This window comes from Ruegeria sp. BG6 (assembly GCF_056538465.1).
Genome location: NZ_JBQFTB010000001.1, coordinates 122,800 through 142,468 on the forward strand (window position 1 = coordinate 122,800; position 19,669 = coordinate 142,468).

The following is a 19,669-nucleotide window of genomic DNA, read 5'->3' on the forward strand; positions in this document are numbered from 1 at the left end:
ACACATTGCATGGTATCGATACGGCAAGTCGATTTCGGGTCAGCAACCGCGGAGGATGCGACCATGGCACTTTTGCTCGGTAAGGGGCGGTATCGCGCCCGTCTTGCGCAGTCACCGCAGGACGTTGCGGCGGCGCAGCGACTGCGGACACTGGCTTTTGGAACGGGGCAGGCCGATCAGGACGATTTCGATCCGGTCTGCGCGCATATACTGGTTGAAGACGTGCGAAGCAGCGTGCAATTGGTTTGCTGCTTCCGCATGCTGACAATGAACAGCGGCGCTGACATCGGGCGCAGCTATTCCTCGCAATTCTATGACCTATCGGCGCTTGAAGGTTTCAGCGGGCGGATGGTCGAGATGGGGCGGTTCTGCATACATCCCGACTATTTCGATCACGACATACTGCGCGTCGCGTGGGGAGCCATGACCACTTATGTGGACGAGAACGAGGTCCGGATGCTGTTTGGCTGTTCCTCTTTCGCAGGCACCGAGACGGCCGAGTATCTGGACGCATTCGCCATGCTCAAACATCGTCATCTGGCGCCGAAGCGCTGGTTGCCCCGGGTCAAGGCACCGGATGTTTTCCGCTTTGCCGCGCGCCTGCGGCGCAGGCCGGATGTGAAGAAGGCGATGCTGCGGATGCCGCCACTGTTGCGGACCTATCTGATGATGGGGGGCTGGGTCAGCGATCATGCGGTGGTGGATCGGCGCATGAACACGTTGCACGTGTTTACCGGGCTTGAGATCGGAGCGATACCCCCGAGCCGCAAACGTTTGCTGCGAACCGCGGCCGGGTGATTTGAGTATTTTGGAAAAGGTGAAGCCGGGGCGTTGACGCGTCCCGTCAGCCGGTTTAGCTGGCGGGCATGGCGAGAATTCCTTTGTTGCAGATGTCCGGTGTTTCCCTGACGTTCGGGGGTGATCCGGTGTTTTCCGGGCTTGATCTTGTGGTCCAGCCCGGTGATCGGGTGGCCCTTGTCGGGCGCAACGGATCAGGCAAATCCACATTGATGAAAGTGATGGCGGGTCTGGTCGAGCCTGATCACGGCGAAATCGTTGTGCCGCCCGGAAAATCGGTTGGGTACATGGAGCAGGACCCGACGATGGAAGGGTTCGCAACGCTGGGCGATTACGCGTCCAGCGGATTGGAGCCGGACGAACTGTACAAGGTGGAACGCGCCGGTGAGGGGTTGAAGTTCGACCCGTCACGCGCGGTTGAGACCGCCTCGGGCGGCGAGCGGCGGCGGGCGGCGCTGGCCAAGCTGATGGCCGAGGCCCCGGATCTTATGTTGCTGGACGAGCCGACCAACCATCTGGATATCGAAGCGATTGGGTGGCTTGAACGCGAGCTGGGGTCAGCGCGGGCGGCTTTTGTCCTGATCTCGCATGACCGTGCCTTTTTGCGCGCACTGACGCGGGCGACTTTGTGGATTGATCGCGGGTCGGTGCGGCGTCAGGAACAGGGGTTTGACGCGTTCGAGGCGTGGCGGGACAAGGTCTGGGAGGAGGAAGACCAGCAACGCCACAAGCTGAACCGGCTGATCAAGTCCGAGGCGAAATGGGCGGTTGAGGGCATCAGCGCCAGACGCAAGCGCAACCAGGGTCGTGTGCGTGCCTTGCAGGCGCTGCGGGCGGAGAAAGCAGCGCAGATCAAACGTCAGGGCGCTGCCGCCATGTCATTGGAATCCGGCCCGAAATCCGGCCGAAAGGTGATTGTGGCCGAAGGGCTGGCCAAGAGCTTTGGGGATACGCAGATCGTGCGAAATTTCGATCTGCTGGTTCAGCGCGGTGACCGTGTGGCCTTTGTCGGGCCCAATGGTGTGGGCAAGACGATGCTGTTGAAGATGCTTCTGGGACAAGAGGCGCCGGATGAGGGCGCGGTCAACCTGGGGACCAATCTAGAGATCGCGGTTTTCGATCAGACCCGGGCGCAGCTTGATCCCGAAATGACCTTGTGGGACAGCCTGACCGGTGATCCGGACATGCGGGTGTCGGGCAAGGCTGATCAGGTTATGGTCGGCGGCCAGCCCAAGCATGTGGTTGGCTATCTCAAGGAATTTCTGTTCGACGAGCGGCAGGCGAGAGCCGCCGTTAAGTCTTTGTCTGGTGGGGAAAAAGCACGTTTGCTGTTGGCGAAGCTGATGGCAAAATCATCGAATCTGCTGGTGCTGGACGAACCGACCAACGATCTGGATGTCGAGACGCTGGACCTGTTGCAGGAACTGCTGGACGACTATGATGGCACGGTATTGCTGGTCAGCCATGACCGGGACTTTCTTGATCGCGTGGCCACCACTACCATCGCGATGGAGGGTAATGGGCGCGCTACAGTCTATGCTGGCGGCTGGTCGGATTACATCGCGCAACGCGGCGACGTGATCGATAAGAAAGAAGAAAAATCAAAACCTTCAAAGGCAAAGGTCAAGCAGGAAACGAAGCCGAAATCGGGACTGTCCTTCTCGGAAAAGCACCGGTTGGAAAAACTTCCGGCCGAGATCACGCGCCTTGAGGCTGAGATTGCCAAGCTGGAAGATCTGATGTCTGATCCGGAGCTGTTTACCCGCGAGCCGGTCAAGTTTCAGAAAGCCACCGATGCGCTGGTCGAGCGGCAGGAGAAACTGTCCGCCGCCGAGGAAGAATGGCTGATGCTGGAAGAAAAGGCCGAAGGCACTTAGTACTGTTTTGTACGCCCCGGCATCCCGGGTGTGTTTGATTTGTACCAAATTCCTGCGGCCGTATTCGGTGCATCAGCGCATGCGCAGCGCGCCGTCGATGCGGATGACTTCGCCGTTCAGGTAACCCATCTCGACGATGAATCCAGCCAGACGCCCGTATTCACGCGGATCACCCAGACGGGGCGGATTGGGCACGTCGGCGGCAAGCTGCTGCTGCACCTCTTCCGGCAACCCGGCCAGCATCGGGGTCATGAAGATACCGGGCGCGATGGTCATGACGCGTATGCCGGTCGAGGCCAGATCACGGGCCATGGGCAGGGTCATTCCCACCACGCCACCTTTGGAGGCAGCATAGGCGGCCTGACCTTTCTGTCCGTCGAAAGCCGCGATCGACGCCGTGTTGATGATCACCCCGCGTGCGCCGTCGGGTTCGGGTTCGTTGCGCGCCATCTCGGTTGCGGCGAGACGTGACACGTTGAAGGTGCCGACCAGATTGATGTCGATGGTTCGCTGGAACGCGTCCAGCGGGTGGGGGCCATCCTTGCCGACCGTCTTGATGCCATAAGCGATACCGGCGCAGTTCACGGCGACCGTGATCTTGCCCATCTTGTCCGTGGCCGATGCGATGGCAGCAGAGACCGAGGCCTCGTCAGTTACGTCCGTATTCGCGAAGTGCCCGTTGATATCCTCTGCCACCTGCGTTCCCCGTTCGGCGTCCCGGTCCAGAATCGTGACCTGAGCACCGTTTTCGGCAAAATAGCGGGCAGTGGCTTCGCCCAATCCGGATGCGCCGCCGGTGACGATCGCGGCTGTGGTGGACAATTGCATGGCGGGCTCCTCTGCGGTGATTTGAACGTGTGTTCATTTAATGGGAAGAGGCTATGCCTGTCCAGTCGTGTGTGCAGGAAGGTCCGTTTCCGTCCCAATTGGGTAGTTTATCGCCTGACGGGTGGTTTCACTCGGCGGCTGAGACGTCAGGAATGGTTGCTGTGACAACGTCCGAAGCTTTGATCTTGTAGACTGAAGGCGCGAGTTCGCTCTGAGACTGTCGGATGAAGATTTCACCTGTCACCCAAACCGGATCCGCAGATATGTCGACGCCTTCCGGATACTCAACAGAAATTACCTGATCAGGAAGTGGTGCGGTTGGATGCCGGCACGTCTGAGACAACAGAGGCACTAACAGGAAGTCTTTCACGTCCTTGAATTCAAACTCAACGGGATGAGCGTACCCGGCAATGAGAACAAGATCGCCTTCCAGGTCAGAGTTCCCCGGCACGCATTCGGCAATCTGCATCGATAGCATACGATCGCTTAAGTCTCTGGGCAGGCAACTTGGGTTTGACAGGTATTCATCCAAAAACTGAGCGCACTCGACAAGACGGCCTTCGCGAAGATCTGACCACGAGATCTTCTGCGGCTCGGACTGTGCTGCCAAACCAGTCAGAGAAACAAAGAAGACTGAATAGACCGGAAGCCTAATTGTCATTCTGACCGTGTGAAACAGTGAGCGGGCTTTTGTAATCCGGTTCGGTCAGACCCTGTTTACGCATCGCAATACCTGTCAGGCATTCCCTGATCGTTCGATTGGCATTCAAAGCCGAAACGTAGGTTGGGTCCATCAACGGAGCCAGTTCGACAATTTCGAACCCAATCACATTCGACTCGGCGCAGAGACGACGAATTATCGGAAAGATCTCGCGCGGCATCAGGCCGCCAGGTTCGGGCGTTCCCGTGCCGGGGACAAATGCCGGGTCAAAGGTGTCGATGTCGAAAGAGATAAAAATGTATTCCGGTCCGTCGTTCGCCTCGGCAATGACGTCCTCCATAACAGCGTCCCAGCCCCGGTGTTCGATCTCGGCCATGGTATGATAGCGGAACTGGTTGGTGCGCATCCATTCAAATGCTTTTTCGTCCGGGTAGTATCCGCGCAAAGCCACTTGAATGAAATTCTTACCCTCAACCAGGTCTTCTTCGATCAACCGATAAATTGGCATGCCATGATTGATCAGGTGCCCAAAACTGTATTTCCCGGCATCGTAATGTGCGTCGAAATGAACAACGCCGACGTTTCCCTTGCCGTAAACGTCCGTCATGGCCGCCACGTTCGGATACATCAGTGAATGATCGCCACCTACGACAAAAGGTATCACATGGCTGCCGTCAGCGTGTTGTACCGCCGCTGCCTGACCAACAAACGAGCGAACCGCGTGAATTGTGCGCTCGGTGCTCATCATGTCGTTCGGGGCGTTGCCGTAGTCGACGACCGTCATATCCTGAAGTGGGTCTACCATGACGTGCATATGTGGTTGCCGTGCCCCGTAGCCGAGGTAGATTGATGAGTTGCGCACGGCGTTTGGCCCGCGTGAGGCACCGCGCGCGCCGCTGCCCATATCCGTAAATGCTCCCATGATCGCCACGTCGACTTCAGCCGCTGCAAGATCGCCGGGCGTGAAGGCCAAGGGTTGGTGCAAAAACGTTGGAAGCTGCGCATAGCCTTGACCAAAGAAACGCTGAGGGTCGACAAGTCCGGGCTCTCGTCCTTCCCGCTCTCCTTCAAAACTCTGCAGGGGGGTGCGCCATGCATTGTAGGTTGGGTCCTCGGTGTCCAGAGGGATAACGGGTTGTTCCCCTTCGCGGATCGGTGACTGGCTGCCTTCGAACTCATGGCCATAAAGCTGAGCGTTCGCGGCACCAGCAAAGGCAACGCACAAAACAGCGAGCGTGAATTGGAGACTTTGAAACACCGGAAGCCCCTCCCTTGGTTTTGGCTTAACCAAAACTATCGCCGAAACTGCAGTTTTTCGCAAATTCTGGCTCGGGTACGTCCTTTGCACTGGGATGTAAGGCCTTTTGTCAGCCTGTTTTTCCTCCTGCAAATCCAGAGTTTCTTTTCCAGACTTGCGACCTTGTCCACTTAGCTGGCGCTCCGCCCATGGTTAAGCTTGGCGGTCAAACGAAAACGGCCACCGGTCAGGTGGCCGCTTCGAAGAATTGTATTTGTGTTCAGCCCAGCTGCACCAGCGCGTGACGCTTTTTTCCGGCGCTCAGCTTAATCGGTGAAGACAGCGCACCTGCGTCGATCATCAGGCCCGCATCCGTCAACGGTGCGTCGTCCAGTTTGGCGCCGTTTTCGGCGATCAGGCGTTTGGCTTCCTTGCCCGATTTTGCCAGACCGGATTTCACGATGATCTGCACGATGGACATGCCGTCGCCCAGTTCATCCACGCTGAGGGTTAGGGTAGGCAGATCACCTCCGACACCGCCTTTTTCGAACACCTCGCGGGCGGTGGCTTCTGCCGTCGCGGCGGCGTCGGCCCCGTGCAGCAGGGTGGTGACCTCATTGGCGAGACGGATTTTGGCCTCGTTGATCTCGGACCCGGCCAGCGCGCCCATGCGGTTGCATTCCTCGACAGGGAGTTCCGTGAAGATTTTAAGGAAGCGGCCCACATCTGCGTCGGTGGTGTTGCGCCAGAACTGCCAGAATTCGTAGGCGCTCAGCATGTCACCGTTCAGCCAGACCGCGCCGCCCTGCGACTTGCCCATCTTGCGGCCATCGCTGGTCGTCAGCAGCGGTGTGGTCAGGCCGTAGATCTCCTGATCCAGAACCCGGCGGGTCAGGTCTATGCCGTTGACGATATTGCCCCACTGGTCTGAACCGCCCATCTGCAGAACGCAGCCATAGCGGCGGTTCAGCTCGAGGAAGTCGTAGGCCTGCAGGATCATGTAGTTGAACTCGAGGAAGGACAGCGATTGTTCACGGTCCAGGCGTGATTTCACCGATTCAAAGCTCAGCATCCGGTTGACTGAGAAATGCCGCCCGATATCGCGCAGGAAATCGAGGTAGTTCAGACCGTCCAGCCATTCGGCATTGTTCAGCATCAGCGCGCCGGTCTCGCTGTCGTCATAGGACAGGTATTTGGCGAAAACCTGCTTCATGCCCGCGATATTGGCGTCGATCTGTTCGGGGCCCAGCAAAGGGCGCTCGTCCGAGCGGAACGAGGGGTCGCCCACCTTGGTCGTGCCGCCGCCCATCAGGGTGATCGGCTTGTGGCCGGTCTTTTGCAGCCAGCGCAGAACCATGATGTTCATCAAATGACCCACGTGCAGCGACTGCGCCGTGGCGTCATATCCGATATAGGCAGTTTGCACCCCGCTGATCAGCGCGTCGTCAAGGCCCTGATAATCGGTGCAGTCGGCGAGAAAGCCGCGCTCGATCATCGTGGCGATGAAATCCGATTTGGGGTGGTAGTTCATATCGTGCCCTCGGGGTTGATGTTGCGGGGCACTGTATAGGCGGCGGGATGGGTAAGGGAAAGGCACCTTTTTCGCTGAGATCGATGCCTAGGGGTCTTTCGGTTCAGGTGACTGGTCGACCGGTGGCAGGCTGAACGCGTATATCATTGCGATCAGGTTCAGCACCGCCAGCACGAAAATGGGCGTGACCGGGTCATGCAGATGGGCCACGGCGCCAAGAATGGCGGCGAACACGATGCCGACCAATCCGGCAATCACGTCCCCCAGCGCGACAAGGTAGGGACGTTCCTTTTCCTCGGTCAACTCGATCAGATAGAGGTAGCGACCGTAGATCACGCCATTACCTCCGACGGACAGCAGCAGGATCACCAGCGCGTAGAGCCAGACGTTCTGTGCGTAACCCAGCATCGTGAACGCCAGCGCCAGAATGGCCGATATCATCGAAATCAGGCACCCCAGCCACATGACCGGCTTGACCGATATGCGCCCGCTGAGCCAGCCCCAGACGACCGAGCCGATCACGACGCCTGCGCTGGCGGCCATGACGAAGTAGCTGAGCGAGTGTTTGGTGCCCACATGGTAGGTCGCCGCGTGGATGGTGTAGAACGGCATGGCCAGTTCCACCGAGATGAAGATCATACGGGCGGTCAGAAATTTGCGGTACCAGCCCAGGGCCATGCCGGTTTTGAAGCCGGTGGCAAGCTCGGCGAGGGGTTTGGGCTTTTGTGCCGGTGCGGGTTTGGCAGCGTGTTCTTCCTCAAGCAGGCGGACTCCGGCAAAGCTGATACCGGCGGCAAACATCGCGACAACACCGCACCACATCACGACGATATGGCGCTGGAGGGGTTCTTCTGAGGCCAGAAGATCCTTGGTGATCCAGACGATCGCAATGGCCAGAACGCCCGAGATCGTGGCCTGGGCAAAGACCATCCGGTTGCGCTTGGCCTTGGGAACCGACACACCGTAGATCTGGCTGGTGCCGAGGCTAGTGATCCCCTGACACAGGCCCATGATGATCGCGGTAATCAGGAACAATGCGACCACCATGATCTGCGGCAGGTTGGTGGCAAACAACGCCACAACGGCCAGGATGGCCCCGGTCAGGATGTTTGGGATATAGACCGCCACTTTCGCGCGGGTCACGCGGTTGATGAAGGGCGAGACGAAGATTTCAGCGATCAGCCTTGCGCCGGTGACAAACGGCAGCAGCAGCCCTGCAACGAAAGTGGGGGCTCCAAGCGCAAGATAGAGGAATGGCAGAACCAGCCGGGGGTTGACCAGTTGCCCGCCGATCGTCGCCAGCGCGCCTGACCAGAAAATCAGCTGGTAGTTGCGGGCCTCAATCGGATTGGTGCCCTCGGAGGTGTCCGGTCGCTGCATCAGGTAATGACTCGGGTGTTCTGGTTTCCATACGGTTGTAACTTGCCATACTCGGTCACTTTTTCGCAAATCCCCCGAGTATCGGAGTGCGGTGCCGGGTTGGATATTGATTTGAGGCAACGATTCCGGTTGCCGTGTGATCGGCGAATTCCATGCGGCTTGCTTTGTGCGGCTATACATGGGCAGGTTGAACCTGACGCCGGGATTTCAGGCGCAGAATGAAGTTGCAGGAGAGACAAGGGTGGGGCAGGCCATCAAGAAAAACGGGTCCGTCAGAGCTTTGGGCGCCATGTCCGGAACATCCCTGGATGGGGTGGATGCCGCCGTGGTGGTAACGGACGGGCGCGAGATTCTCGGGTTTGGGGAAAGCCTGTACCGCGCCTATTCGGATGAGGAACGCGCGCTGTTGCGCAGGGCGCTGGGACGCTGGCACGGCCCCGAGGTCGACGCGGCGGAGGAGTTGGTGACCCGCGCCCATGCCGAGCTTCTGTCAGAGTTCGAAGAGGTGGACGTCATCGGGTTTCACGGACAGACCCTGGCCCACGCGCCGAAAACACAAGGGACGTTGCAGGTTGGCGATGGCGTTGGCCTGTCGCAGGCGCTGGGCTTGCCAGTGGTCTGGGATTTCCGCAGCGACGACGTGGCGATGGGGGGCGAGGGGGCGCCGCTGGCACCGTTCTTTCACTTTGCCTGCGCCAAATGGATTGGCGCGACCCGGCCACTGTGTTTCCTGAACCTTGGCGGGGTTGGAAACCTGACCTATGTGGATCCGGCCTGTGCCGGGCCAGAGACGCCGGGCGCATTGCTGGCTTTTGACACCGGTCCGGCCAACGCGCCGGTTGACGATCTGATGCAGGCGAGGTTGGGTTTGCCAATGGATCGGGACGGGGCCGTGGCGCGGGGCGGTTCGGTGGAGACCGGCGCGCTTGAGCTGTTTCTGGCCGAGCCGTTCTTTGCCCGGATGCCGCCGAAATCACTGGATCGCAACGATTTTGCCGAGATGATTGAACTGGTCAGAGAGCTTGGCGATTCGGATGCGGTCGCAACCCTGACCGGAATGTGCGCGGCCGGTGTGGCGCAGGGGATGGAGCATTGCCCGAAACCGCCCGAACGAGTGCTGGTTACGGGCGGCGGACGGCGCAATCCGGTGCTGATGAAGATGCTGAGCGTGTCACTGGACTGTCCGGTCGAACCGGTCGAGGCCGTCGGATTGGATGGCGACATGCTGGAGGCGCAGGCGTTTGCCTATCTCGCGGTGCGCGTCGCGCGGGGGCTGCCGACCTCGTGCCCGGGAACAACCGGGGTCAAGGCGTTGGTGGGGGGCGGGATTGTATCCTCGCCGTCCCGTGGGGTCGCGGTTGGCGGGTAAGGGGCGCTGCCCCTCGGCCTTGCGGCCTCACCCCGGGATATTTGGGGCCAGATGAAGAACGGATCCTAACGGCTAAGGCTTTGGGCGTAGTCCGAGGTGAATTCGGCATAGCCGTTTGACGTGGATTTCAGATGCGCCTGTGTCCAGCGGTGCAGTTCGGGCAACTGATGGAACGGGACGTTCGGAAACGCGTGGTGTTCCGCGTGGTAGGGCATGTTCCAGGCAAGAAAGCGGATCAGCCTGTTGGTGAAGGTGGTGCGTGAGTTTTCCAGCATGTTGGCGACGGGCGGGCAGAGGCCGTGTTCGGCCAACAGGTAGAGACGCAGGAACGGCTGGCCGATCAGAACCGGAAGGATCCACAGCCAGAATAGTGTTGGGGAAAACAACAGGCTGAGGGCCGCGAGGGTGTAGAGGGACAGGAGACAGCGCGCCTCGGCCCGGATTGCGCGGTGCTGGCGGGCGGGCAGGTAGGGGGCGTCGATCCTGCCGCAGGCGTTGCGGAACATCACCCGTGCCATGCCGGACCAGTAGGGCCAGCCGCTGAGGTAGACCGCAAGGCTGCGCCAGTTGTCCGGACGGGGCTTGCCGTCGAGCTCGGGGTCATTCTGCGGGTGATTGGTCCATTTGTGGTGGGCCAGGTGGAAAAAGCGAAACCATGTGAAGGGCAGCGCGATGGGAACCGAGACCACGTGGCCGACCGCGTCGTTGAGCCATCCGGTCCGGAACGGGGTTTTGTGGGTGCATTCGTGGCTGAGCGTGAACAGGAAGACCAGAAGAATGCCCTGCGGCAAGAGCAGAACGGGCCAGAACGGGATTTGTGCAGCGATGCCGGCACTGGTTGCAGTCAGAACCCCAAGATAGATCAGAAGATGTTTCAACCCGAAGATGTCCGAGCGTCTTTGCAGACGGTCCTTTGTGTCTGCCGGGATGGAAGAGACGAGTGCGCGGTGATCCATGAGGTCAGCCGCGCGGGATGTCGAAGCCGGGTTCGGCCAGTTCGAAGCCTTCGAACTGAAACCCCGGCGAGACCGTGCAACTGACCAATGTGTAGGCGCCAGTGCTGCGGGCGGATTGCCATTGGTTTTCCGGCACGATCAGTTGCGGCTCACCCTCAGACAGATCGGGGGTGAGCAGGTGGTCGGTGGCCGGGCCGTGGCTGGTTGCGCTCAGCGAAAGGACCAACGGCGCACCGGCGTGATAAAGCCAGATTTCGGTGGCATCCACACGGTGCCAGTGGCTGCTTTCGTCTTGCTGCAGAAGGAAATAGATGCAGGTTCCAGTGGCGCGGCCTGAATTGCTGGCGCGCCAGGTTTCCCGGAACCAGCCACCTTCAGGGTGGCGCTGCATTTGCAGATGACTGATGATCTCTTGTGCGCTCATTTGATCCTCGGATGTTCGGGTCAATTATGCACGGGATGGCGCAATCCGCTATGGCAATCGCAGGCACAGGCCATATGTTTGGCGCATGACCCTGACGATCCCCTTTGACAATTCCTACGCCCGGCTGCCGGATACGTTTTTCGCGCGGCAGGCGCCGGTTCCCGTTCGTGCGCCGCAGATGATCGCGTTCAATGCCGATCTGGCCAAGGTTCTGCGAATTTCCGCGGGTGATGTGCAGGAGATGGCCGAGGCCTTTGCAGGAAACACCGTGCCCGCAGGGGCCGAACCGTTGGCGCAGCTTTATGCCGGGCATCAGTTCGGGCACTACAATCCGCAACTGGGCGATGGCCGCGCCGTGCTTTTGGGTGAGACGGTCGGCACGGATGGGGTGCGCCGGGACATTCAGTTGAAAGGGTCCGGACCGACCCCGTTTTCGCGGCAAGGGGACGGACGCGCCTGGCTGGGTCCTGTGCTGCGCGAATACGTGGTTTCCGAAGCCATGCACGCGCTGGGCATCCCGACGACCCGGGCGCTGGCGGCAGTGGAAACGGGTGAGGTCGTTCTGCGGGAAGGTCCGTTGCCCGGCGCGGTTCTGACCCGTGTGGCGCAAAGCCATCTGCGGGTGGGTACGTTTCAGGTGTTTGCCGCGCGCGGGCAGTTGGACAGTTTGAAACGACTGACGGACTATGCGATTGCGCGCCATTATCCCGACGCAGAGGGTCCGATGGGCCTGCTGCGTGCGGTTGTCGACGCGCAGGCGCAACTGATCGCGGGCTGGATGAGTGTGGGGTTTATTCACGGGGTAATGAACACCGACAATTGCTCGGTTGCCGGAGAGACCATCGATTACGGGCCGTGTGCCTTCATGGACAGCTATCATCCGAACACGGTCTACAGTTCGATTGACCGGATGGGGCGGTATGCCTATTCCAACCAGCCCGAGATTGCTGTCTGGAATGTGGCGCAACTGGCCACATCGCTGATCCAGCAGATGGAGGACAAGGAAGCCGCCGTCGAGGAGGCAACGGAGATCGTGCACGCAATGCCCGAGCTGCTGCAGGCGAACTGGTTGCGTCGGTTCCGGGCCAAGATCGGGCTTGCAGCGGCAGAGGAAGGGGATCTTGAGATGATTTCCGACCTGCTGACGCGGATGGCCCAGAACGGCGCCGATTTCACAAATACCTTCCGCGCGCTGGGCAGCGATACGGCACGGGACCAGTTCACCGAACGCGAGGCGTTTGACGCCTGGGCCGACGGATGGAGCGCGCGTCTGGCACGCGAGGCAGACCCGCAAAGCGTTATGGCAATGGCCAATCCGGCTTTCATCCCGCGCAATCACCGTGTCGAACAGATGATTCAGTCCGCCGTGAAAGGGGACTACGCGCCGTTTCACAGTCTGAACAAGGTACTGGCGAACCCATACGTGGATCAGCCCGATGCGGCCGGCTTGATGCGGCCCCCGACCGAAAGTGAAGTGGTCCGGGCGACCTTCTGTGGCACGTGAGTGCAGAGGCTAGGGTGTCGCCCGATACGGGTTGATCGTGTCCGGCCAGCGCCGCTGGTACTGGGTGACCAAAAGCAGCACATCCGATTCAGGCAGCGCGGTTCGTGAATCGCTGATCATGCGCAGGTTCAGGGTGTCGATTTCGTCTGCAGTGACGGGGCGGCCCGGATCATAGTAGACCGTCACCAGAATGCTGCGCCCCTGTTTTGTCACGGACATGTCCCGCAAGGTTCCGCCGTCCTCGGCGATGGCTTCGCGCAGGGCCCGGCGCGCGGTCGCCAGGTGTTCGGGGTTTGCGGTGACATTCGCCAGTTCTCCCAAACCGCCCCGGAACTCGCGAAAATAGGTACCGACAGCCAGCAGACAGAGCACCAGAACGATGATCGAGTCCCCGATCGGAGCGACGGGCGCAAGGGGGCCATCGCGGAACAGGTAGATGGCGCCCAGACCCAGTCCGGCGGCGGCGGTGATCATGCCATCGAAAAGCGAAGCGCGGGCCTCCAGACGCAGAATCGAACTGTTCTTGCCGGTCTTGCGCCAGGTGAAGTGATGAAAGGCCCAGAGGAAAAGACAGGTGGCCCCGATCGTCGCGAAATACACGAACATGGGCGCGAAATTCAGCGGCTCGGGATCAATGCCGCTAAGATAGCTGTAGATGTTCTTGATTGCGTTTGTGATGGCGAACAGGACAAGCCCCAGCAGTGACAGGGCACGGAAGGTGGAGAAGATTGCCTCGTCCGCCGCATATCCGAAGGGGCGCAGCTTGTCGGGTCCTGCGCCGACGCGCTGGCTGATCCGGCGGCCCAGAAAGGCAGAGCCGAAACCGATCAATGAAAACAGGCCATCCATCATGATGGCATTGGAGTTTGACAGGATACCGGCCAGAATACCCGCCCCAGCCATGAACAGATTGCCCCACATGGCCACAAGCAGCGACCGACCTTCGAGGCGTTTCTTCTTGTCTGTGTCCGGCATTGCCATCCTGTTTTTCCCCGAATTAACATCAATCCGCTGCACAAATAGTCAATAGCGTGCATTTCGCCAATGATTTGAACTGCGCGGATATTGCACCGAAAAACAAGCATTCCGGGGTTGCACACGGGAACGGGCGACGCAATCTTAGAGGTCTACGACAACCGGAAGCCCATGACCCGTTCGCCGACCCTTCGACTTGCCAGTTACAACATTCAGAAATGCGTCGGGCTGGACCTTCGGCGCCAGCCGCAGCGTATCCTTCAGGTTCTGGAGGGAATGAAAGCGGATATCGTGGTTTTGCAGGAGGCCGACAAACGTCTGCCGCCCCGGCCTGCGGCGCTGCCGCATTTCATGCTGGACGAAGCTGGCTGGAACATTGTCGATCTGGGCGGCGCGGGCAGCCTGGGCTGGCACGGCAACGCGGTAATCTGGCGGGGTGACGCCATACAGGTGCGCAGCGCATCCCATCACGAGTTGCCGGGGCTGGAGCCGCGCGGGGCCGTTCAGGTGGAATTCGATACTCAGATCGGTCCGCTTCGGGTTATGGGGATGCATCTGGGCCTGCTGCCCGCATCCCGCCGCCAGCAGTTGACGCAACTCAGGCGCAGCGATGCGGGGCAGAACAGTATGCCGACTGTCTGGGCGGGGGATTTCAACGAATGGTCGCGTCAGCCCGTGCTGGATCACCTGGTTCCGGGCATGCGGTTTCTGCCTCCGGTCGCAAGCTTTCCGGCGGCGCAACCCCTGGGCGCGCTGGACCGAATCGCGCTGGGCGGCGGCCTTGAGGCAATGCTGCACGGTGTACATAACGCGCGGCCGGCGCATATTGCGTCGGATCATCTGCCGGTCTGGGCTGACCTGCGGTCTGCAGTCTAGGGCGCGCTGGAAAATCACCTGTGGCGCGCGCCGTGCAGACGTACTAAGACAGAAACCCGAACACTTCTGGGGGTCATCATGCCGGATACGATCATCACCCGATGCGAAGCCAAAGGGCTGCGCATGACGGGGCAGCGCCGCACAATTGCCCAGGTGCTGGAGGAAAGCGAAGACCATCCGGATGTCGAAGAACTGTACACGCGCGCCTCGGCCGTTGATTCCGGCATCTCCATTGCAACAGTCTACCGGACCGTCAAATTGTTCGAAGAGGCGGGAATACTGGAGCGGCTGGAATTCGGCGACGGACGCGCGCGGTATGAGGACGCCGAGCGCGATCACCACGATCATCTGATCGACATGCAGTCGGGCGAGGTGATCGAGTTCGTTGATCCCGAGATCGAGGCACTGCAGGAAAAGATTGCCGCCAAGCTGGGCTACAAGCTGAAAGGGCACCGGCTGGAACTGTATGGTGTTCCGCTGGAACAGGACTGACCCATCACGAAAAGCGATTGGTCGCTTCAAGTCAATTCATTAAACCTGTCGTAATCCGGCTTGCGACGTCGCGAATGTTCCGGTTTTGGTGACTCACAGGCTCAGATTTTTCCAGCCCACCCAAACGGACACGCGCATGAACAACGTAAACGGCATATTGCTGATCATTGGCTCGATGGCGGCCTTTTCGCTTGAAGACATGTTTATCAAGCATCTGTCGACCAGTGTGTCGACCGGCCAGATCATGATTGTTCTGGGGCTGTTCTGCAGCCTTGTCTTCGTGCTGATGTCTTTGGCCACACGCAAACGCATCTTTGACCCGGTGGCGTGGCAGCCGTTGCCTCTGGCCCGTGCCGCGACCGAAGCGGTGGGGGCACTGACCTTTGTTACCGCCCTGTCGCTTGTCGACCTGTCCACAGTTGCAGCCGTGTTCCAGGCGATGCCGCTGGCGGTGACCATGGGGGCAGCGCTGTTTCTGGGGGAACAGGTTGGCTGGCGGCGGTGGAGCGCGATTGGCGTTGGCTTCATCGGTGTTCTGATGATCATTCGTCCCGGACTTGAAGGTTTCCAGCCCGAGTCCCTGTTTGTCGTGGCAACCGTGATTGCCATTGCGGTGCGGGATCTGATCACGCGGAAACTTGATGTTCGCGTCGCGTCATCTGTTGTGGCGCTGCAGGCCTACATCGCGGTGGCGTTTGCCGGTGCGGTTCTGATGGTGTTTTCGGCTCAACCGGTCATTCCGCTGCAAACGGCGCAGATCGGTCCTTATCTTGGCGCGATCGGGTTTGGCGTTCTGGGATATTACGGCATCGTAACCGCGATGCGGATCGGTGAGGCTTCGGCCCTGACGCCATTCCGGTACACCCGCCTGGTCTTCTCGATTGCCGCAGGGATGCTGATGTTCGGCGAACGTCCCGACCAGATGACACTGGCCGGTGCCATGCTGATCATGGGTTCCGGCCTTTACACCTTTGTTCGCGAGCGCCGTCTGGCGCGTGCCATGGCAGTTGCGGCCTGACGGATCGTCGCAGGTTGGGGCAAACAGGGTGCTGTTAGCCCTAAAGGCCACCTGATCGATGTGTTAGCGATAACATGACCGGTTTACTTTTCACCCGTTGATGGTATGAGGCGTGCAACTGAACGCAGCCACAGGGACGGGCCTTATGAGCACCATCATCGACATCCATGCACGTGAAATTCTGGACAGCCGGGGCAACCCGACGGTCGAAGTGGACGTGATCCTGGAAGACGGCACCATGGGACGCGCCGCTGTGCCCTCTGGCGCATCAACCGGCGCCTATGAAGCGGTGGAAAAGCGCGATGGCGACAAGTCGCGCTATATGGGCAAGGGCGTTCTGGAAGCCGTCGCCGCCGTGAACGGTGAGATCGCGGAAGAACTGGTGGGCTATGACGCGACCGAGCAGGTGGCGATCGATCAGGCGATGATCGAACTGGACGGGACCGAAAACAAGGGCCGTCTGGGCGCCAACGCCATTTTGGGTGTCTCGCTGGCGACTGCCAAGGCCGCAGCGGATTTCACCACGCAGCCATTGTATCGCTATGTGGGCGGCACTTCGGCCCGTGTTCTGCCTGTACCGATGATGAACATCATCAACGGCGGTGAACATGCAGACAACCCGATAGACATTCAGGAATTCATGATCATGCCCACCTCGGCCGCGAATATCCGCGAAGCCGTGCGCATGGGGTCCGAGGTGTTCCACACGCTGAAACGTGAGTTGTCGGCCGCTGGTCTGGCCACCGGTGTCGGCGATGAGGGCGGCTTTGCCCCCAATATTGCATCCACCCGCGAGGCTCTGGATTTCATCCTGCAGTCCATCGAAAAGGCAGGCTACAAGCCGGGCGAGGAAATCCACCTGGCGCTGGATTGTGCTGCAACCGAATACTACAGGGACGGCAAATACGTCCTGTCGGGCGAGAATATCTCGCTGACGTCCGAGGAAAATGCCGAGTATCTGGCGGCGCTGGTCAAGGATTACCCGATCATCTCGATCGAAGACGGCATGTCCGAGGATGACTGGGACGGCTGGAAAGCTCTGACCGACATGATCGGCGACAAGGTGCAGTTGGTGGGTGATGATCTGTTTGTAACTAACCCGGCGCGTCTGGCCGAAGGGATCGAGCGCGGTTGTGCCAACTCGATGCTGGTCAAGGTAAACCAGATCGGATCGCTGACCGAGACCCTGCGCGCTGTCGATATGGCGCATCGCGCACGCTACACCAATGTGATGTCGCACCGCTCGGGCGAGACCGAGGACGCAACCATCGCTGATCTGGCGGTTGCAACCAACTGTGGTCAGATCAAAACCGGCTCGCTGGCGCGGTCCGACCGGCTGGCCAAGTACAACCAACTGATCCGGATCGAGGAGTCACTGGGTGAGGTCGCGGAATATGCCGGAGCATCGATCCTGCGCTGAGTCGGAGCCTTTCGGCAAAAATAATAAGAATCCTGACTGAAGATCATTGCGGAGTCAGATGCTTTGGCCCGCGTGTCAAAAAAACATGTTCCTCCCTCGCCGATTAGGCGGGGGCACGCCATTTCAGTGATTTGCGGTTGGGTGCCTCGGACAAGAGTTCCCGTAGTCGCCCGGTTCATGCCATTCGGCAAGCAGCTTGGGAAACATGATTGTTTGACGGGTTCTGGCCGAGTTGTGGGGCGCAGCAGTGTGGTAGAACCGAGCTGATCAGCAATCGGGTCTATGTTCGCCCATCCAGGGCTTGGGAGAACCAGAGCGGCGTCAAACAGGTGCCAGATCGGTTGCTCATTCTATGTGTTCCAAACGATAGGGCTTTTGATGGGGGGCGTTTTCAAGCTGCCGCCTTGCTGTCTGTCACTGGAGCATGTGGTGAAAATCTCAGTTCTCCGTATCGCTTTCAGGTTGTGGCAAAGGGGCGCGTTTTGTCGCGAAAGTGTAAATTTCGGGATGCGAGGACAGAAAATATTCAAAAAATCCGAGACGAAATTAGGAAAACGCTCGAAAAGTCCGATCGCTGGATCGTCTATGGTTATCAATGCTCTAGCAGTGAATATGCTGGTCAAAAGACCGCGAAAACAGACATATCGGCGGAAAATGGCCGAGTATTATATCGTTATGTGTGAACTTGTTCCTAACGGCGGTGTCTCAACATGAGTTATCCTGATTGCATTGCAGAAAGGAGCTCACGATGTCTGTATCAAAATTCCTTCTGATGGTTTCGGCTCTGTCCGTATCCTTCCTTGCGGCTTGCGCAGGACCCGATACCTACCCGATCACAGGGATGCAGGTGTCTCAGGATGACCCGGTTCAGGAAATGTATAACCCCGATGTGATCTTCCGCGGGGAAAGCCGCTAGAGCGTTCTGCTCATCAGCATATAGCGGTCGCGGGCCTTGAAGCCGCTGCGCAGGTAGAGTTTTTGCGCAGCGTCATTGGTGCGATCGACTTCCAGATGCAGGGCCGTCACTCCGGCCTCGGCAAGGGCTTTGGGCAGATCGTGCAGCACTTCGGAAGCGATACCGCGGCCACGCACGGCCGGGCGGATGTAGATTTCATCGACAAAGCCGTCCATGCCGCCGAACTCGACCGACCACCCGAAAGTCAGGATGATATAGCCCAGCGGAGCCCGGCCGGGGCCAATCAGGTATATGCACCCATGCGGGATTCCTTCCAGAAGGGGACGCAGACCTTCGCGCCGCTGGTCGGCATCCTGTTCAATTCCAGTCTCGGCATGGAATGCGGAAACCAGCGTCATCAGGCGGTCCAGGTCGTCCGGTCGGGCGAGGCGGAGTGCTGCGGTCATAGCCGGGCCAGCCTTTCTGTAAGCAGTGCAAAGAAACCATCAGCGTCCAGATCGCCCATGAATGTGGCGTTTGGTGCGCGGTCGGTGACGCCCCACCAATCTGCGACGGTCATGCCCATGGTCAGTTCCGAATGGGTTTCAATCTCGACATTGACGTGACGCCCGCTGAACAAGTCGGGACGGATCAGATAGGCGGTGACGCAGGGATCGTGCAGCGGTGCGCCTTCGCTGCCGTATTTGTTCATGTCGAACCGCTCGAAGAAATCTGTCATTTCGGCCACGGCGATGCCGACCTTGTTGCCGAGCGAACGGAAGGCGTCATTTCGGGGTCTGGTGACAAGTGCCTTGTGAGTGACATCCAACGGCATGACGACGATAGGCCTGCCGGATCTGAACACGATATCAGCAGCTTCCGGATCCACGTGAATGTTGAATTCCGCCGTTGGGGTGATGTTTCCGACCTCAAAATAAGCCCCGCCCATCAGGACAATTTCCTGAACACGGTCGACAATGTCGGGGGCCTTCTGAAACGCCGTTGCGATATTGGTCAGCGGACCCAGCGGGCAAAGCGTCACGGTCCCCGGTGCCTGTGTACGCAGGGTATCGATGATAAAATCGACCGCGTGGCCTTGCGCCAGCGGCATCTGCGGGTCGGGCAGAACCGGGCCGTCCAGTCCGGTTTTACCGTGCACATGTTCCGCAGTGATCAGAGGGCGGTTCAGCGGGCGGTCGCATCCGGCATAAACGGGCACTTCGGTGTGACCAGCCAGTTCGCAGACGATACGCGCATTCTTGGCCGTCAGTTCCAGCGGCACGTTTCCGGCGACGGCGGTGATGCCCAGAACCTCGACCTCTTCGGGGCTGGCCAGCGCCAACAGGATGGCGACGGCATCGTCCTGTCCGGGATCGGTGTCGATTATGATCTTGCGGGCGGTCATGCTCTGCCTCCGGGGGTGGTGAA

General features: G+C 59.6%; 20 protein-coding genes. 10 read left to right on the forward strand and 10 right to left on the reverse strand.

What is annotated here, in order from left to right; all coding sequences use genetic code 11:
• The first annotated feature begins 63 nt into the window (after positions 1-63).
• Both ACR0JW_RS00645 and ACR0JW_RS00650 read left to right on the forward strand, forming a co-directional pair.
• Positions 64-798 (forward strand): GNAT family N-acetyltransferase, encoded by a 735-nt coding sequence (locus ACR0JW_RS00645; protein WP_480713486.1) that lies wholly within the window; start codon positions 64-66, stop codon positions 796-798.
• 68 nt (positions 799-866) lie between these two features.
• Positions 867-2,675, forward strand: a complete 1,809-nt coding sequence (locus ACR0JW_RS00650; RefSeq protein ID WP_480713487.1) for an ABC-F family ATP-binding cassette domain-containing protein — start codon at positions 867-869, stop codon at positions 2,673-2,675.
• A gap of 72 nt (positions 2,676-2,747) precedes the next feature.
• Here ACR0JW_RS00650 and ACR0JW_RS00655 read toward each other — a convergent pair whose 3' ends face one another.
• From ACR0JW_RS00655 to ACR0JW_RS00675, 5 genes are all read right to left on the reverse strand, one after another.
• Positions 2,748-3,503: a 3-hydroxyacyl-CoA dehydrogenase gene (locus ACR0JW_RS00655; RefSeq protein ID WP_170677475.1), complete on the reverse strand. Its 756-nt coding sequence runs from the start codon at positions 3,501-3,503 to the stop codon at positions 2,748-2,750.
• 127 nt (positions 3,504-3,630) lie between these two features.
• Complete coding sequence (locus ACR0JW_RS00660) at positions 3,631-4,164, reverse strand: DUF3299 domain-containing protein (protein ID WP_170677473.1); 534 nt, start codon at positions 4,162-4,164, stop codon at positions 3,631-3,633.
• Positions 4,154-5,422: an agmatinase family protein gene (locus ACR0JW_RS00665; RefSeq protein WP_480713488.1), complete on the reverse strand. Its 1,269-nt coding sequence runs from the start codon at positions 5,420-5,422 to the stop codon at positions 4,154-4,156. The genes ACR0JW_RS00660 and ACR0JW_RS00665 overlap by 11 nt, the downstream gene beginning before the upstream one ends.
• Before the next feature lie 259 nt (positions 5,423-5,681).
• A complete protein-coding gene (gene tyrS / locus ACR0JW_RS00670; protein WP_170677471.1) occupies positions 5,682-6,932 on the reverse strand; it encodes a tyrosine--tRNA ligase in 1,251 nt (416 codons plus the stop codon).
• An 87-nt stretch (positions 6,933-7,019) separates the two neighbouring features.
• The gene (locus ACR0JW_RS00675) at positions 7,020-8,312 is read right to left on the reverse strand and encodes an MFS transporter (RefSeq protein ID WP_170677469.1); all 1,293 of its coding nucleotides are present in this window, start codon (positions 8,310-8,312) and stop codon (positions 7,020-7,022) included.
• Positions 8,313-8,553: 241 nt separating this feature from the next.
• Here ACR0JW_RS00675 and ACR0JW_RS00680 point away from each other — a divergent pair, with 241 nt between their 5' ends.
• Positions 8,554-9,681: an anhydro-N-acetylmuramic acid kinase gene (locus ACR0JW_RS00680; RefSeq protein WP_480713630.1), complete on the forward strand. Its 1,128-nt coding sequence runs from the start codon at positions 8,554-8,556 to the stop codon at positions 9,679-9,681.
• Positions 9,682-9,746: 65 nt separating this feature from the next.
• On the opposite strand, the gene ACR0JW_RS00685 is transcribed toward ACR0JW_RS00680, so the two are convergent.
• Positions 9,747-10,637, reverse strand: a complete 891-nt coding sequence (locus ACR0JW_RS00685) for a fatty acid desaturase (protein ID WP_170824482.1) — start codon at positions 10,635-10,637, stop codon at positions 9,747-9,749.
• Between the two features lie 4 nt (positions 10,638-10,641).
• Positions 10,642-11,061 (reverse strand): cupin domain-containing protein, encoded by a 420-nt coding sequence (locus ACR0JW_RS00690; protein WP_170677463.1) that lies wholly within the window; start codon positions 11,059-11,061, stop codon positions 10,642-10,644.
• 85 nt (positions 11,062-11,146) lie between these two features.
• Here ACR0JW_RS00690 and ACR0JW_RS00695 point away from each other — a divergent pair, with 85 nt between their 5' ends.
• On the forward strand, positions 11,147-12,565 hold the full coding sequence (locus ACR0JW_RS00695; RefSeq protein ID WP_480713489.1) for a protein adenylyltransferase SelO: 1,419 nt from the start codon (positions 11,147-11,149) through the stop codon (positions 12,563-12,565).
• A gap of 9 nt (positions 12,566-12,574) precedes the next feature.
• Here ACR0JW_RS00695 and ACR0JW_RS00700 read toward each other — a convergent pair whose 3' ends face one another.
• Positions 12,575-13,546 (reverse strand): cation transporter, encoded by a 972-nt coding sequence (locus tag ACR0JW_RS00700; RefSeq protein WP_170677459.1) that lies wholly within the window; start codon positions 13,544-13,546, stop codon positions 12,575-12,577.
• Between the two features lie 165 nt (positions 13,547-13,711).
• Here ACR0JW_RS00700 and ACR0JW_RS00705 point away from each other — a divergent pair, with 165 nt between their 5' ends.
• From ACR0JW_RS00705 to ACR0JW_RS00730, 6 genes are all read left to right on the forward strand, one after another.
• Positions 13,712-14,416, forward strand: a complete 705-nt coding sequence (locus ACR0JW_RS00705; protein ID WP_170610549.1) for an endonuclease/exonuclease/phosphatase family protein — start codon at positions 13,712-13,714, stop codon at positions 14,414-14,416.
• Positions 14,417-14,494: 78 nt separating this feature from the next.
• Complete coding sequence (locus ACR0JW_RS00710) at positions 14,495-14,908, forward strand: Fur family transcriptional regulator (RefSeq protein ID WP_170610551.1); 414 nt, start codon at positions 14,495-14,497, stop codon at positions 14,906-14,908.
• A gap of 136 nt (positions 14,909-15,044) precedes the next feature.
• Complete coding sequence (locus ACR0JW_RS00715; protein ID WP_170677455.1) at positions 15,045-15,926, forward strand: DMT family transporter; 882 nt, start codon at positions 15,045-15,047, stop codon at positions 15,924-15,926.
• A gap of 145 nt (positions 15,927-16,071) precedes the next feature.
• A complete protein-coding gene (gene eno, locus ACR0JW_RS00720) occupies positions 16,072-17,346 on the forward strand; it encodes a phosphopyruvate hydratase (RefSeq protein ID WP_170610557.1) in 1,275 nt (424 codons plus the stop codon).
• A 209-nt stretch (positions 17,347-17,555) separates the two neighbouring features.
• Positions 17,556-18,029: a hypothetical protein gene (locus tag ACR0JW_RS00725; RefSeq protein ID WP_170677453.1), complete on the forward strand. Its 474-nt coding sequence runs from the start codon at positions 17,556-17,558 to the stop codon at positions 18,027-18,029.
• Between the two features lie 65 nt (positions 18,030-18,094).
• Positions 18,095-18,262 (forward strand): hypothetical protein, encoded by a 168-nt coding sequence (locus tag ACR0JW_RS00730; RefSeq protein WP_170610563.1) that lies wholly within the window; start codon positions 18,095-18,097, stop codon positions 18,260-18,262.
• On the opposite strand, the gene ACR0JW_RS00735 is transcribed toward ACR0JW_RS00730, so the two are convergent.
• Together ACR0JW_RS00735 and ACR0JW_RS00740 are read right to left on the reverse strand one after the other, a co-directional pair.
• The gene (locus tag ACR0JW_RS00735; RefSeq protein WP_480713490.1) at positions 18,259-18,708 is read right to left on the reverse strand and encodes a GNAT family N-acetyltransferase; all 450 of its coding nucleotides are present in this window, start codon (positions 18,706-18,708) and stop codon (positions 18,259-18,261) included. The two genes, ACR0JW_RS00730 and ACR0JW_RS00735, sit on opposite strands and share 4 nt — an antisense overlap.
• Positions 18,705-19,646, reverse strand: a complete 942-nt coding sequence (locus ACR0JW_RS00740; protein ID WP_170677451.1) for a nucleoside hydrolase — start codon at positions 19,644-19,646, stop codon at positions 18,705-18,707. The genes ACR0JW_RS00735 and ACR0JW_RS00740 overlap by 4 nt, the downstream gene beginning before the upstream one ends.
• Positions 19,647-19,669 lie beyond the last annotated feature (23 nt).